This window comes from Azospirillum sp. ST 5-10 (genome assembly GCF_051225715.1).
GTDB lineage: Bacteria > Pseudomonadota > Alphaproteobacteria > Azospirillales > Azospirillaceae > Azospirillum.
The window spans coordinates 163,002-177,360 of sequence record NZ_JBPJSP010000002.1; the positions used below are offsets into that span (position 1 = coordinate 163,002).

Here is a 14,359-nt window from a genome sequence, read left to right on the forward strand (position 1 = left end):
GCTTACTGCGGCCCGATTTGCCCGCAACGGTTCCGGCGCCGCGTCCGCATGCAGTCCCTGTCCGTCGTCATTCCCACCCGCGACCGCGCGCCGGCCCTGATCGAGACGCTGGAGGCCTGCCGGCGCCACGCCGACGGGCTGGAGATCGAATTCGTCGTCGTCGACCTCGGGTCGCGCGACGACACGGCCGCACGCCTCGCCGCGTTGGCCGGCGCCGAGCCGCGGCTGCGCTGGGACCGGCTGGAGGGCTCCGCCAGCCCGGCCGCCGCCCGCAACCGGGGGGCGGCGCTGGCCGGCAACGCCCTGGTGCTGTTCCTCGGCGACACGGCACGGCCCGCCGACGCCGGCTTCTTCAAGGCGCACCTCGAGATCCACGCCCGCTTCCCCGACCGCGGCACCGCCGTCATCGGGCAGGTCGGCTGGGAAGACCGGCCGGGCGCCGGCAGCGGGTTGCTGGAGCCGCTGCCCCAGGCCGCCGGCGGACCGGGCGAGCTGACCCCCTACGGCTGGCACGACTGGCGCGCCGCCCGGGCGGACAACCTCTCGGTCAAGCGGGCGCTGGTCGACGACTGGGCGGGCGGCGGCTTCGACGCCGCCCTGGCGCCGGACCTCGACGGCGGCGCGCTCGACGCGGTGGAGCTGGCGTGGCGGCTGGCCCGCGCGCCGGCGGGCCTGCGGCTCTTCCACACCCCGGCGGCGCGGGCGGTGGACGGCCGCGGCTGGAGCCTGGAGCGCCTGATGGGCCGCCACACCGCGGCCGGCGGTCTGGTGCGCACCGTGCTCGACCGCGGCGCCGGACCGTCGGCGGCCGACTTCGGGCTGGAGGCGGTCGAGGCGGCGCTCAACCGGCCGGCCGCGCCGGCCGATCCCGGCGTGGTCGCCGATTACCTGGCGATGGTCGAGGGGGTGAAGGCGTGGACGCGGCTGTTCGATCCCCAGGACGGGACCGGCGGCGCCGCCCTGAAGCCGGCGCTGGCGCTGGCCTTCGCTGAAGGCTACCTGCTGACCGCCCCGGCCGGCGCCAACCTGGCCGAGGGCTGCCGCATCGCGCTGGAATCCTGCCGCCAGCGCATCGGCCGGGTGATGCAGAGCGTCGCCACCGGGGAACCGCTGGGGCCGGGCGCGGCGGACGCCGCGGGCTGGCGCGGGCCGCGCCAGGGCCGGCTGGCCCGCCTGCGCGCCTGGGCGCGGCAGAAGCCGGCCCTCGTGCGGACCTATCTGTGGCTGCGGTCCGTCCAGGGCCGCTGAAGCGAGGGGTCATGTTCTCGGTCGTCATTCCCGTCTACAATCATCGGCCCTACGTGCTGGACGGCCTGGTGTCGGCGCTGCGCTCGCGCCTGGTGAGCGAGGTGCTGGTGGTCGACGACGGCTCGCGCGACGGCTCGGCCGCGTTCCTGGAGCGCATCGCCGCGCCGCACGGGGCGCGGGTGCGCGACCTGACGCCGCCCGGCGGCGGCAACGCCGGCGCCCACGCCCGCCTCAACCAGCTGGTCGCCGCGGCGGCCCAGCCCTGGATCGCCGTCCTCAACTCCGACGACGCGTTCCTGCCGGACCGTTTCGCGACGGCGGCGATGCGGGTGCGCCGTTCGGCGGTCGACTTCGTCTCCGGGCACATCCTCATCATGGACGAGGAGGGGCGGCCGCTCGGGCGCAAGCGCGGCCCGCTCGACCCGGAATACCCGTTCCCGCCGGGTCTCGACGTCGCCCGCCTCCTGGCGGCCGGCGACCTGCTGCCGCTGCTGGCCTGCCAGAACTTCCTGGCGACCACCTCCAACATGATGTTCACCAAGGCGCTGTGGGAGCGGGTCGGCGGCTTCGCCGACCACCGTTACGTGCACGACTGGGACTTCGCCCTGCGCGCCGTGGCGCTCGGCACGCCGGCCTACGTGCCGCTCTACCTCACGCGCTACCGCGTCCACCGCGCCAACACCATCAGCGAGAGCACCGAGCGGGTCGACCGCGAGACCACCGCGGTGTTCCAGCGCTTCCTCGCCGACTTCCCCGGCCTCGCCGCCCGGCCCGAGGTGGCGGCGGCGCTCGCCGGCAACCGGCACGTCCTGCACGGCGTGCTGGAGGGCCGGGCGGCATGAGACATCCTGTGTCAAGCGGCGGCGTCCACGTCTTCACCAGCATCGCCCCGAATTACCTGCCCAAGGCGCGGGTGCTGGCGCGGTCCGTGCGGCGCTGGCTGCCCGAGGCGCGCATCCACCTGGCGCTGGTCGACGGCTGGCCGGCCGACCTCGACCCGGCGGCCGAGCCCTTCGACGAGATCCACACCCTCGACGCCATGGCCGCGGCCGGGCTGGCGGCGGACGTCATGCCCAACGGTTTCCGCCCCTGGGTCTTCATCCACACGCTGGTGGAGCTGTCCACCGCGGTGAAGGGCTTCATGGTGCAGCGCCTGCTGGAGCGTCCGGGCTGCGCCAAGGTCCTCTACTTCGATCCCGACATCGCTCTGTTCGCCCGCCCCGATCCGGTGCTCGACGCGCTGGAGCGCCACGACCTGGTGCTGACGCCGCACGCCTGCGAGCCCGAGGAGACGATCCAGGCGATCCACGACAACGAGCTGGTGGCGATGCGCCACGGCATCTTCAACCTGGGCTTCGTCGGCGTGGCCAACCGTCCGGAGGGGCGGCGCTTCGCCGCCTTCTGGCGGCACCGGCTGGAGCATTTCTGCTTCGACGACGTGCCGGCCGGCCTGTTCACCGACCAGAAATGGCTGGACCACGCGCCCGCCTATTTCTCCACCACCGGCGTGCTGCGCCACCCCGGGCTCAACGTCTCGACCTGGAACCTGACCCACCGCAGCGTCGAGGGGGCGGTCGGCGGCGCGCTGACGGTCAACGGCCAGCCGCTCGTCTTCTACCATTTCACCGGCTTCGACAGCGGCGCCCAGCGCACCATGCTGGGCCTCTACGGCGGCGGCCGGCCGGCGCTGGAGTCGCTCTACGCCTGGTACGCCGAGGCCTGCCGTGCCCAGGGGGAGGAGCGCGACCGCGCCCGGCCCTGGACCTTCGCCGCCTACGACGACGGCGTGCCGGTGGCGAAGGCGGAGCGCAGCTTCCTGCGCCACCATCCCGACGTCGCCGCCACCTTCGCCGACCCCTTCAGCGCCGGCGATCCGGCGCGCTCCTACCGCCATTGGTACGAGGGGCACGTGGCCGCTCCCGCGCCGCCGCCGGTTCCGCCGCCGGCACCCGCACCGGCACCCGGACCGGGCCGCTGGTGGCGGCGGCTCGGCGGGCTGACCGGGCAGGGATCGTCCGGCTGCTGACGGCGCCGGCCGGACGTCGCGATTCACCTTTCGGGTCGCCCGTTGCCTCTGTAAGGATGGGGCGGCACGCCCTCGCGCTCGGGACGGGCGAGGGCGGTCGGGACGGAGGGAAAGGGCGGTCATGACGGTCAAGATCATCGTCGCCAACGACAAGGGCGGCGTCGGCAAGAGCACCCTGGCGCAGATGTGCGTCATCCACGTCGGGAAGGCCTTCGGCGAGGTGCGCGCCGTCGAGTACGACCGCCAGCCGAAACTTGGCCGCTTCTTCGACAAGGGGTTCGTCCAGACCTTCTCGATCGCCCCGGACTGGCAGGCGCAGCTCGCCCAGCCCAAGCGCCTGGCCGAGTTCTGGGACCCCATGGTCAAGTGGCTGACGGTGAAGCGGCCGCTGGTCGCCGACTTCGGCGCCCAGGTCTGGGACTACTTCGCGAGCTGGGCCGACGACTCCTCCCTCGGCGAGCTGGTGGACACGGCGCCGGTGGTGGTGCTCGTTCCCTTCACCGCCGACATCGAGGCCATCGCCGCCGCCCGCCGCGTCGTCGAGACGGCGCCGCGCCTGATGCCGGCGGCGCGGGTCGTCCTGCTGCCGTGCGACAAGGACGGCGAACTGGCGCTGCTCGGGCGCCATCCGGCCCTGGTCGACCTGCGCGCCCAGGCCGCGCAGCGCAACGTGCCGACGGTGGCGCTGCCGGCGCTGGTCGCCGAGGGCTATCCGGTGCTGGCCGCCTTCGCGCTGCGCTTCGACGCCATCTGCGCGGCGACGCCCAAGGAGCTGCTGGCGCGCACCGGCCTGCCGCCGGCGACCGGGGTGCGGACGATCAAGGCGGTGCGCGCCTGGGTCGCCGAGATGGACGCGCTGCTGGCGGGCATCGTCGGCCCGGGGCGCGCCAAGGGTCGGCCGCGGACCGCGTCGGCCCTCTCCACGGCGTCCTGACCACAGCCGCGCCTCGCTTGCCGTCCCTGCCGCCGGCACCCATATGGAACTGCCATCGGTTCCGTTTCGCCGTGAGCTTCGGCCGGTGGACGCCCCCGGGGCCGCGAAGGAACGAAGCGCACCATGAGTTCGGACATCATCCCCGAGATCCCCGGCGCCCCCGACGAGGCCGACCGCCGCGCCGCCATGCGGCTGATCGCCGCGCAGGTGCGCGGCGACGGCGTCGAGGCCGACATCGAATCCGTGCCGGCCCGCTGGATGGTGACGGCGGTGCACGAGGTGGTGGTGCCCGGGACCGACCGCCGCCTGCGGCTGCGCTTCCGCGTGCCCGTCGGCCCGCTGCCCGAGGTCGAGGCGGTGGTGTGGGAACGCCTCGTCCGTCCCGAGGGCTTCACCCGCGCCGACGCCAAGGCGCTGGGCAAGACGGTCAAGGCGGCCTGCCTCGGCTCCAACGCGCTGGAGAAGGGGCGGGGGCGGGTCGACGCGTGGTTCGCCTCCATGGCCGAACGCGCGGCGCCGCTGGGCGAGGCGTGGAAACCGCGCGGCGTCGTCGACGAGCTGGCCCGCGCCGCGTCCTACGGCGGCCGCATCCCGCGCCTGCAGGCGCTGCTCGACGCGCTCGAGGAGGCGTTCTCCACCGCCGTCGCCCGGGCCGGCCTGCGGGTGCGCCGCTCCAAGCTGGAGGAGGCGTCGGGCCTCGGCGTCTACCTCGACGGCTTCGCGGCGGCGCGCGCCATGGTGCGCCGGCTGCGCCTGTTCGTCGGCCCGACCAACTCCGGCAAGACCCACGCCGCCATGGACCGGCTGGCCCAGGCCGACAGCGGCTGCTATCTGGCACCGCTGCGCCTGCTGGCTCTGGAGGGGCAGGAGGCGCTGGAGTCGCGCGGCCGGCCCTGCAGCCTGGTCACCGGCGAGGAGCGCGACGTCCGCCCCGGGGCGGCGCACGTGTCCTCCACCATCGAGATGGTCAACACCAACCGGGTGTGGGGGGCCTGCGTCATCGACGAGATCCAGATGATCGGCGATCCCGACCGCGGCTGGGCCTGGACCCAGGCGGTGGCCGGCGTGGCGGCGCCGGAGATCGTCATGACCGGCTCGGCCGACGCCATCCCCTACATCCGGCGGCTGGTGGAGGCGACCGGCGAGGAGCTGGAGATCGTCGAGTTCACCCGCAAGTCGCCCCTCAAGGTGCAGGAGGAGCGGGTGCCGCTCGACGAGGTGCGCCGCGGCGACGCGGTGGTCGCCTTCTCGCGGCGCGACGTCATGGGGCTGCGGCGCGACCTGCTGGCCCGCGACCACACGGTGGCGGTGATCTACGGCGCCCTGTCGCCGGAGGTGCGCCGGGCCGAGGCGCGGCGCTTCCGCGAGGGGACGGCCGACGTGCTGGTCGCCACCGACGCCATCGGCATGGGCCTCAACCTGCCGATCGCCCGGGTCGTGCTGTCGACCACCCGGAAGTTCGACGGCCGCGAGGAGCGCGAGCTGTCGCCGTCGGAGATCCGCCAGATCGGCGGCCGCGCCGGGCGCTACGGCATGCACGAGGAGGGGCGGGTGGCGGTGCTCGAGGGGGAATCCATCAACCCCGTGCGCCGGGCGCTCACCAGCCCGCCGCTGCCGCCCGAAGACCCGCGCCCCTGGATTTCGCCCAACCTGATCCACGTCGAGGCGATCGCCCGCGAGCTCGACACCGACAGCCTGGCCAAGGTGCTGCGCACGGCCGGGCAGGAGTTGCTGCGGGCCCACCAGACCTTCCGCATGACCGACCTCGAGGCGCGCATCCAGGCGGCGCTGGCGGTCGACCGCGCCCGCCTGCCGCTGGCGGTGCGCGACGTGCTGGCCCGCTGTCCCATCGACAGCCGCGACCAGAACCAGCTCCGCATGCTCGGCCAGTGGGCGATGAACCAGGGCAAGGGCCGCCCCAACGCGGTGCCGGCGGAGGCGGAGCAGTTCACCCACCGGGTCGGCACCGACGTCGAGCTGGAGGCGGCCGAGCGCGCGGTGAAGGCGCTGACCTCCTACGCCTGGCTCGCCTACCGCTTCCCGGAATCGTACCCCGACATGGACCTGTGTCAGGAACGGCGGGCCACGCTCAACGCCTTCATCGAGCGCACGCTCGCCGAGCGCAGCCTGCAGCGGGCCTGTCCGGTGTGCGGCACGCGCCTCAAGGCGACCCACCGCTTCCGGGTGTGCGACGCCTGCTACGGCCAGCGGCTGGAGCGGCAGGGTCCGCGCCGCGGCGGTCCGCCCCACCGCCACCCGCCCTTCCACCACCCGGTGGAGGAGCGCGAGAGCGCCGGTGCGGCGCCGCGGCGCGGCCGCGGCGGCGGAAAGCGCTCCGGGCGGCGGCCGGCGCCGTAGCGTCGGCGGCGATGGTCGTCGGCCTTTTGAAGAAAAGCCGCGATCATGAATCAGTAACCATGATCGCGATGGTCTTGGATACTTCGACGATCCTGCCGCTTTGTACGCGGTCGTCTTGCGGTGCGCTGCACATTGCGACGCCTCCCGCAGACTGCGAGACGATCTCACGGGGCGCCACCGGCCGCCGACGGCCGGCCCACCCGTCAAGGGTCTGAATTTCCTGGCAGGCGCCGGCGCCGCCGACGGCCTGGGGAGGCCGCGGGCGACTGGCACGGCGGGTGCTGTCGAGGCCGTGGGGCCGGCGTGCCGCCGCGCCCGTACGACGAGAGGACCGAGACCACCCGACCCTGACGGAGCCGCCCGCGGCCGCCGGCCGTGACGGCCGCCGACGGCGCAGGCGCTCCCGATGGCCCCACCCCGCCAGGCGCCCGCGTTCCGCGGGCGCCGAGGCCCGCCCATTCCCCCGCTACGACGCCGCGTCGGCCAGACCGGTGGAGCCATCGGCTCCGCCGTCGGGCGAGCCGCGTGCGTCCGCTCAACGATCGAGACCATGGCACCCGATGCAATCCTGTACCCCGCCGGCTGGCGCTGGGAAAAGACCGCTCTGACCTACCACGTCGACCCCGACCTGGAGGCGTGGACCCCCTACATCCACGGCGCCATGGCGGGCTGGGACCAGGCCTGCGGCCTCGAACTGACCCAGGTCCACTGGACGAGCCCCGCCGACATCGAGATCACCGGCCTCCGGGACCTCGCCGCTCCGGCCAACGCCAAGGGCTGGTCGGTGTTCTGGACCGAGGACGCCGGAACGGCGATCACGCAGGGCTTCGTCGGCCTGCCGGTGTCGCCCGATCTGTACGGCGGCGAGCAGTCCGCCTGGATCGCGGTGCACGAGATCGGCCACGTCCTCGGCCTGTCCCATCCCCACCAGAGCGAGCTGGGCTGGTCCGGCACCCAGCGCGACACGGTCATGTCCTACAGCCTCACGCCGGACGGCCGCTACGCGGCCCTGCCGACCGCGCTCGACGTGGCCGCCGTCCGCACGCTCTACGGTCCCGACCCGGACGGCGCCGCGACGCCGGCCGTCCTCGCGGATTCCCGGGAATGGCGCGGCACCGCGGGCGACGATGCCATCCTCGGCGGGATGGGCCCCGACCGGCTCTTCGGTCACCAGGGCCGCGACGTCCTGCACGGCGGCGACGGCGACGACACGCTGTTCGGCGGCCAGGGGGCCGACCGGCTCGTCGGCGAGGCCGGGAACGACGAGCTGGGCGGCAACGTCGGCGACGACACCCTGTCCGGCGGCACCGGCGCCGACCGCTTCGTCTTCGGGCCCGGCGGCGGCGCGGACACGATCGTCGATTTCGACGCGGCGGCCGGCGACCGCCTCGTCCTGGCGGCCGGCACGGCGGTGCCGCCGCTGCCGTGGACGCCGGCCGACGACGGCAGCCTGCGGCTCGATCTCGGCGGCGGAACGGTGGTGACCCTCCAGGGCGTGGCTCCGGCGGCGTTCTCGGCCGACTGGGTCCTCGCCTGAAGGCGGTGGCGGCACCGTCCGCCGCACGCAGGTTCCGCCTTGATCCGGGAGAACGGGATGGTCTAGATGCATCACCCACCGGCGGCGGGCAGCAGAGAGGGGCGGAGGACATGACCATCGTGGTGACCGGCGCGGCCGGCTTCATCGGCTCCCACGTGGCGGCGGCGCTGCTGGCGCGCGGCGAGGCCGTCGTCGGCGTCGACAACCTGAACGACTACTACGACGTCGGCCTGAAGCGGGCGCGGCTCGCCCGCCTCGACGGAAAGCCCGGATTCCGCTTCGTCCACGCCGACATCGGCGACCGCGCCGCCGTCGAGGCCCTGTTGCCCGAGGTGCAGGACTGCCGCGGCATCGTCCACCTGGCCGCCCAGGCCGGCGTGCGCTACTCCCTCGAGAATCCCTACGCGTACGTCGACACCAACGTCACCGGCCAGGTGGCGATGCTGGAGGCGGCGCGCCGGCTGCCCGGGCTGAAGCACTTCGTGTACGCCTCCTCCTCCTCGGTCTACGGCGGCAACACCGAGCTGCCGTTCTCCGTCGACGACCGCGTCGACCGGCCCCTGTCGGTCTACGCCGCCACCAAGAAGGCCGGCGAGATGCTCGCCCACGCCTACGCCCACAATTACGGCGTCGCCGCGACGGGCCTGCGCTTCTTCACCGTGTACGGCCCCTGGGGACGGCCGGACATGGCGGCCTATCTCTTCGCCGACGCCATCGTCGCCGGGCGGCCGATCCGTGTCTTCAACGGCGGCGACATGAAGCGCGACTTCACCTACATCGACGACATCGTCGCCGGCGTCGTGGCGGCGCTCGACCGCCCGGCGCCGCCCGACGACCACGGCGTGCCGCACCGCGTCTTCAATCTCGGCAACCACCGCTGCGAGGAGCTGATGCGCTTCATCGGCCTGCTCGAACAGGCGTTCGGCCGGGTCGCGGAGAAGCGCATGGAGCCGATGCAGATGGCCGACGTGCCGGCGACCTACGCCGACATCGAAGCGAGCCGGCGCGAACTGGGCTACGAGCCGACCACCCCCATCGACGTCGGCATCCCCCGCTTCGTCGAGTGGTACAAGGCCTATCACGCGGCTTCTTGAGGTCCGCCCCTCTTCGGGATAGCCGGCGGCGCGTTTGCGCCACCCGGTTGGCCGGCTTGGCACAGCCCGGGGCAGACGTGCGAAGCTGTGCCTGCTGTCGCGCGGCTTCCAACCGCTTGGGGCGACCACCGTGATCCCGGCTTTGACGAAACTCGTCCCGAACCGCATGAGAGGCACCCTGCGCACGGGGTTGCGGCAATTGCGCCGGGTCGCTCTCCTCGTCGAGGACGGTCCTTCCTTCGCCTGCCCCTGCTGCGGCTATGAAGGCAAGTTCCTTTCGCGCGGACGCAACGCGGAGGCGAAGCCGTATGCCCAATGTCCGAAGTGCGGGGCCCTGGGGCGGCACCGGCTGCAGCGCTGCGTCCTGGACGACCTGTTCCGATCGGCCGCGCTGAGCGGCGGCCGTGTCCTGCACTTCGCGCCGGAACCGTTCCTCGCCGCCACCCTGAAGGAACGCTTCGAGACCTACGTTGGCGCCGACATCCGGCCGCTGCCCGGCCAAGTGCGGGCGGACATGCGGAGCCTGCAGTTCGACAGCGCGACGTTCGATCTCGTGTACGCCTCCCACGTCCTGGAACACATCGACGACGATGCCCACGCCCTTGCCGAGGTTCGCCGGGTCCTGCGTCCCGGCGGAGTGGCGATCCTGCCCGTTCCCGTGGTGGCGGAACGCACGGTCGAGTATCCCGAACCATGCGCCTCCGAACACGGCCACGTGCGGGCTCCCGGCCGTGACTATTACGATCGCTACAAGGCGCACTTCGCCAGGGTCGAGATCAAGACGTCGGCCGACTATGCCGAGCGGTTTCAGCTCTACGCCTACGAAGACCGGACCATCTTCCCCAACGCAGCGGCGCCGTACCGGCCGCCGATGGCGGGCGACCGCCACGAACTGGACGTTCCCGTCTGCTACGCTTAGAGCAAGATTCACACTCCAGGTGGAAGCACCTGGAGTGTGAATCTTGCTCTAAGGGCTGGGGAGCGTCAGGCGATGCCGCGTGCCCTGAGGGCGTCGACGACCTGTGCGGCGAGGGTCTCCGGGTCGTGGTTTCCGGCGGCGAGGGTGAGCTCCGGGGCCTCGGGGGGCTCGTAGGGGGAGGAGATGCCGGTGAAGTTGGCGATGGCGCCGGCGCGCGCCTTGGCGTAGAGGCCCTTGGGATCGCGCCGCTCGCACACCTCCAGCGGCGCGTCGACGAACACCTCCAGGAACTCCCCCTGCTCGACCAGCGCGCGGGCCATCCGCCGCTCCTCGCGGAACGGCGAGATGAACGACACCAGGACGATCAGCCCGGCGTCGACGAACAGCTTGGCCGTCTCCGCGACGCGGCGGATGTTCTCCACCCGGTCCTCCTCGGTGAAGCCGAGGTCCTTGTTCAGGCCGTGGCGCACGTTGTCGCCGTCGAGCATGTAGGTGTGGAAGCCCTGGCGGTGCAGGCGCTGCTCCACCAGGTTGGCCACCGTCGACTTGCCCGCCCCGGACAGGCCGGTGAACCACAGCACGCACGGCCTCTGCCCCTTGGCCGCGGCGCGCGCCGCCTTGTCCACCGCCACCGGCTGCCAGTGGATGTTCTGCGCCCGCCGCAGGGCGAAGGAGACCGTGCCGCAGCCCAGCGTGGCGTTCGTCACCCGGTCGATCAGGATGAACGAGCCGGTCTCCCGGCAGGCGGCGTAGGCGTCGAACGGCACCGCCTGGTCGAGCGCCAGGTTGCAGAACCCCACCTCGTTCAGCTCCAGCCGCTTGGCCGCGGTGTGCTCCAGGGTGTTGACGTTGACCTTGTGCTTGATCTCGGTGACCTGGCCGCCGACCAGCCGGGTGCCGAACTGCAGCAGGTAGCCGCGCCCCGGCATCAGCGCGTGGTCGTTCATCCACACGATGTGGGCGGCGAACTGGTCGGCCACCTCGGGCCGCGCCGCGGCGGCGGCGAGGATGTCGCCGCGGCTGACGTCGATCTCGTCGGCCAGGGTCAGGGTGACGGCCTGGCCGGCCACCGCCTCGTCGAGATCGCCGTCCATGGTGACGATGCGCGCCACCGTGGAGGTGCGCGCCGAGGGCAGCACGGCCACCGCGTCGCCCGGGCGCACCCGGCCGGCCACCAGGGTGCCGGAGAAGCCGCGGAAGTCCTGGTTGGGGCGGTTGACCCACTGCACCGGCAGGCGGAACGGCGCCTCGCTGCGGGCGGCGGCGACCTCGACCGTCTCCAGGAAGGGCAGCAGCGCCGGGCCGTCCCACCACGCCATGGCGGCGCCGGGGCCCGAGACGTTCTCGCCGGCCAGGGCGGAGATGGGGATGCAGGTGACCCGGGCGATGCCGAGGCGCTCGGCGAAGGCCTGGTAGTCGGCGGCGATCGCGGCGAAGCGGGCCTGGTCGTAGCCGACCAGGTCCATCTTGTTGACCGCCAGCACGACGTGGCGGATGCCCAGCAGCGAGACGATGTAGCTGTGGCGCCGGGTCTGGGTGAGCACGCCCTTGCGGGCGTCGACCAGCAGCACGGCGAGGTCGGCGGTGGAGGCGCCGGTGGCCATGTTGCGGGTGTACTGCTCGTGGCCGGGGGTGTCGGCGACGATGAACTTGCGCCGGTCGGTGGCGAAGAAGCGGTAGGCGACGTCGATGGTGATGCCCTGCTCGCGCTCGGCCTGCAGGCCGTCGGTGAGCAGCGCCAGGTCGAGGGCGCCGCCGGTGGTGCCCCAGCGCGCGCTGTCGCGGTCGAGCGCGGCGAGCTGGTCCTCGAAGATCTGCTTGGCGTCGAGCAGCAGGCGGCCGATCAGCGTGCTCTTGCCGTCGTCGACCGAGCCGCAGGTGATGAAGCGCAGCAGGTCCTTGTTCTCCTGCTCGCGCAGGTACGCCACCACCTCGGCCGTGGCGCTCTCGCGCTGGTCCCCGTGAAGCCGGTCCCCGTGACGCTGGTCCCCGTGACGCTGGTCCCCGTGACGATCGCCGGGCATCAGAAGTATCCTTCCTGCTTCTTGCGCTCCATGGAGGCGGACTGGTCGTGGTCGATGACCCGGCCCTGGCGCTCGGAGGTGCGCGACAGCAGCATCTCGCGGATGATCTCGGGCAGGCTGGCGGCGCGGCTCTCCACCGCGCCGGTCAGGGGATAGCAGCCCAGCGTGCGGAAGCGCACCCAGCGCATCTGCGGCTCCTCGCCGGGGGCGAGCGGCATGCGCTCGTCGTCGACCATGATCAGGGTGCCGTCGCGCTCGACGACCGGCCGCGGCTTGGCGAAGTAGAGCGGCACCACGGGAATGTCCTCGAGGTAGATGTACTGCCAGATGTCCTGCTCGGTCCAGTTGGAGAGCGGGAAGACGCGGATGCTCTCGCCCTTGTGGATGCGGCCCTGGTAGAGGTTCCACAGCTCCGGGCGCTGGTTCTTGGGGTCCCAGCGGTGGCTGGCGGAGCGGAAGGAGAAGATGCGCTCCTTGGCGCGGCTCTTCTCCTCGTCGCGCCGGGCCCCGCCGAAGGCGGCGTCGAAGCCGAAGCGGTCCAGCGCCTGGCGCAGCGCCTGGGTCTTCATGACGTCGGTGTGGACGGCGGAGCCGTGGGTGAACGGGCCGATGCCCTGGGCCAGGCCGTCCTGGTTGACGTGGACGATCAGCTCCAGGCCGAGCTCGCGGGCGCGCCGGTCGCGGAACGCGATCATCTCGCGGAACTTCCAGGTCGTGTCGACGTGGAGCAGCGGAAACGGCGGCTTGGACGGGAAGAACGCCTTCATGGCGAGGTGCAGCATGACCGCGCTGTCCTTGCCGATGGAATAGAGCATCACCGGGTTGCGGAACTGCGCCGCCACCTCGCGCATGATGTGGATGCTCTCCGCCTCAAGGCGCTGCAGATGGCTCAGACGTGCGGGATCGGGCATGGGTCCACTCGGATACCGGGTCGGGGGGCGCGGACGGCGGCGCGCGCGGCCGGCGGGACCGGGTCCGGCCGCTCCGCCGCGCGGCGGGCGGCGACGATGCTCACCAGGGTCGCGACGACCAGGATCTGCGTCATCCGCAGCTCGCGCAACAGCACATGTTCGCCCAGCGCGTAGAGGGAGGTTATCAGAAACAGCAGCGCCGGCCACACCGACATGGCGTCGGCGACGCGCCGGCGGTGCTCGATGGCCGCGACGATGGCCGTCGCCATGCCGCCCACCAGCGCGACGATGCCGACCGCGCCCATGCCGACCCCGACATTGACGATGTCGTTGTGGAAGTGCTGCACCTCGTCGCCCAGCATCCGCGCGATGAACGACGCCTGGTGGTGGAAGTCGGCGCTCCAGAAGGCGCCGAAGCCGATGCCGAGCAGCGGGTGCTCGGCGATCACCTCGGCGCCGATGCCCCACAGCAGGGTGCGGCCGGTCAGGGTCTCGTTGCGGCCGACCGCCGTCAGCACCTCCCGCACCACGTCGATGTTGAGCACGGTGAGCTGGAACACGGCGAGCGCCGCCGCGGCGATCCCGAACAGCGCCGTCAGCACCAGCGCCGTGGGCGGGCGCCCGACGACCGACACGGTCATGTAGAGGAAGGGCGCGGCGACGGTGACCAGCACGGCGGTGGCGGAGTTGGCGACGCTGAGCAGCCACAGCGAGGCCGCCATCGCCAGGGGCGCCAGCAGCCGCGACCGCCCGGCCATCAGCAGGACGAGTCCGGTGGCGAACTGGAACGCCGCGTGCTGGCCCAGCAGGTTCTTGTGGGAGAGGACGCCGACCGGGACGCCTTCGACGTAGGCGAAGGGCTGGTGCGTCGCCAGCGCCAGCGTGCTGAGCGCGGTGGCCGGCAGCAGCGCCAGGAAGACGAGCCACAGCAGAAGCCGCGGCCCGGCCCGCAACCCGACCGCGACACCGGCCACCACCGTCATGCCGAGGCGCACCCCGCCGACGGCGGAGGCCGAGGGGGCGACGGACCACAGCGCCGACAGCGTCGCCAGCACGGCCCACAGGACGAACGGCCACGCCATGACCAGCCCGTCGCCCAGGCTGCGCCAGTGGTTGCGGACGACGAGCAGCACCATGAGCGCGGCGAGGTGCCACTGGTAGTCGTAGAGGACGTACGGCCCGACGGTGCGGAACGGCGCCATGGCGTCGCAGGCCACCGCCAGGACGCCGAAGACCAGCCCGAGATCGAACAGGTCGGCCGCGGACAGCCGCCGGGCGCCGCTTCCGCTCCCGCTGCTGACGCTCATG

General features: G+C 72.8%; 11 protein-coding genes. 8 read left to right on the plus strand and 3 right to left on the minus strand.

Annotation, left to right across the window (positions count from 1 at the left end):
• Positions 1 to 48: 48 nt before the first annotated feature.
• The 8 genes from ACSBPG_RS03135 (at position 49) to ACSBPG_RS03170 (ending at position 10,116) form a co-directional block, all read left to right on the plus strand.
• Complete coding sequence (locus ACSBPG_RS03135) at positions 49 to 1,248, plus strand: glycosyltransferase family 2 protein (RefSeq protein ID WP_435535647.1); 1,200 nt, start codon at positions 49 to 51, stop codon at positions 1,246 to 1,248.
• 11 nt (positions 1,249 to 1,259) lie between these two features.
• Positions 1,260 to 2,090, plus strand: a complete 831-nt coding sequence (locus ACSBPG_RS03140) for a glycosyltransferase family 2 protein (protein WP_435535648.1) — start codon at positions 1,260 to 1,262, stop codon at positions 2,088 to 2,090.
• Positions 2,087 to 3,274, plus strand: a complete 1,188-nt coding sequence (locus ACSBPG_RS03145) for a hypothetical protein (RefSeq protein ID WP_435535649.1) — start codon at positions 2,087 to 2,089, stop codon at positions 3,272 to 3,274. The genes ACSBPG_RS03140 and ACSBPG_RS03145 overlap by 4 nt, the downstream gene beginning before the upstream one ends.
• Before the next feature lie 121 nt (positions 3,275 to 3,395).
• Positions 3,396 to 4,208, plus strand: coding sequence for a hypothetical protein (locus tag ACSBPG_RS03150; RefSeq protein ID WP_435535650.1), 813 nt, complete (start codon positions 3,396 to 3,398; stop codon positions 4,206 to 4,208).
• A 123-nt stretch (positions 4,209 to 4,331) separates the two neighbouring features.
• The gene (locus ACSBPG_RS03155; protein WP_435535651.1) at positions 4,332 to 6,566 is read left to right on the plus strand and encodes a helicase-related protein; all 2,235 of its coding nucleotides are present in this window, start codon (positions 4,332 to 4,334) and stop codon (positions 6,564 to 6,566) included.
• Between the two features lie 550 nt (positions 6,567 to 7,116).
• The gene (locus ACSBPG_RS03160) at positions 7,117 to 8,103 is read left to right on the plus strand and encodes a hypothetical protein (RefSeq protein WP_435535652.1); all 987 of its coding nucleotides are present in this window, start codon (positions 7,117 to 7,119) and stop codon (positions 8,101 to 8,103) included.
• A 110-nt stretch (positions 8,104 to 8,213) separates the two neighbouring features.
• Complete coding sequence (locus ACSBPG_RS03165) at positions 8,214 to 9,197, plus strand: SDR family NAD(P)-dependent oxidoreductase (protein ID WP_435535653.1); 984 nt, start codon at positions 8,214 to 8,216, stop codon at positions 9,195 to 9,197.
• Between the two features lie 142 nt (positions 9,198 to 9,339).
• Positions 9,340 to 10,116, plus strand: coding sequence for a class I SAM-dependent methyltransferase (locus ACSBPG_RS03170; protein WP_435535654.1), 777 nt, complete (start codon positions 9,340 to 9,342; stop codon positions 10,114 to 10,116).
• A 65-nt stretch (positions 10,117 to 10,181) separates the two neighbouring features.
• On the opposite strand, the gene cysN is transcribed toward ACSBPG_RS03170, so the two are convergent.
• Genes cysN through ACSBPG_RS03185 form a run of 3 tightly spaced genes read right to left on the minus strand, consistent with a single transcriptional unit; the run spans position 10,182 to position 14,358 of the window.
• A complete protein-coding gene (cysN, locus tag ACSBPG_RS03175) occupies positions 10,182 to 12,140 on the minus strand; it encodes a sulfate adenylyltransferase subunit CysN (RefSeq protein ID WP_435535655.1) in 1,959 nt (652 codons plus the stop codon).
• Positions 12,140 to 13,033 carry a sulfate adenylyltransferase subunit CysD gene (gene cysD, locus ACSBPG_RS03180; protein WP_435535880.1) on the minus strand — a complete coding sequence of 298 codons (894 nt, stop codon included), beginning with the start codon at positions 13,031 to 13,033 and terminating at the stop codon, positions 12,140 to 12,142. Before cysD ends, cysN begins: the two co-directional genes overlap by 1 nt.
• On the minus strand, positions 13,030 to 14,358 hold the full coding sequence (locus tag ACSBPG_RS03185) for an O-antigen ligase family protein (protein ID WP_435535656.1): 1,329 nt from the start codon (positions 14,356 to 14,358) through the stop codon (positions 13,030 to 13,032). The genes cysD and ACSBPG_RS03185 overlap by 4 nt, the downstream gene beginning before the upstream one ends.
• Position 14,359: the final 1 nt, after the last annotated feature.

Excerpts from the sequence above, each read along its gene's own strand:
- ACSBPG_RS03150 (WP_435535650.1), top strand. The coding sequence starts at position 3,396 with ATGACGGTCAAGATCATCGTCGCCAACGACAAGGGCGGCGTCGGCAAG.
- ACSBPG_RS03165 (WP_435535653.1), top strand. The coding sequence starts at position 8,214 with ATGACCATCGTGGTGACCGGCGCGGCCGGCTTCATCGGCTCCCACGTG.
- cysN (WP_435535655.1), bottom strand. The coding sequence starts at position 12,140 with ATGCCCGGCGATCGTCACGGGGACCAGCGTCACGGGGACCAGCGTCAC.
- ACSBPG_RS03185 (WP_435535656.1), bottom strand. The coding sequence starts at position 14,358 with ATGAGCGTCAGCAGCGGGAGCGGAAGCGGCGCCCGGCGGCTGTCCGCG.
- ACSBPG_RS03160 (WP_435535652.1), top strand. The coding sequence starts at position 7,117 with ATGGCACCCGATGCAATCCTGTACCCCGCCGGCTGGCGCTGGGAAAAG.
- ACSBPG_RS03140 (WP_435535648.1), top strand. The coding sequence starts at position 1,260 with ATGTTCTCGGTCGTCATTCCCGTCTACAATCATCGGCCCTACGTGCTG.
- ACSBPG_RS03145 (WP_435535649.1), top strand. The coding sequence starts at position 2,087 with ATGAGACATCCTGTGTCAAGCGGCGGCGTCCACGTCTTCACCAGCATC.
- ACSBPG_RS03135 (WP_435535647.1), top strand. The coding sequence starts at position 49 with ATGCAGTCCCTGTCCGTCGTCATTCCCACCCGCGACCGCGCGCCGGCC.
- ACSBPG_RS03155 (WP_435535651.1), top strand. The coding sequence starts at position 4,332 with ATGAGTTCGGACATCATCCCCGAGATCCCCGGCGCCCCCGACGAGGCC.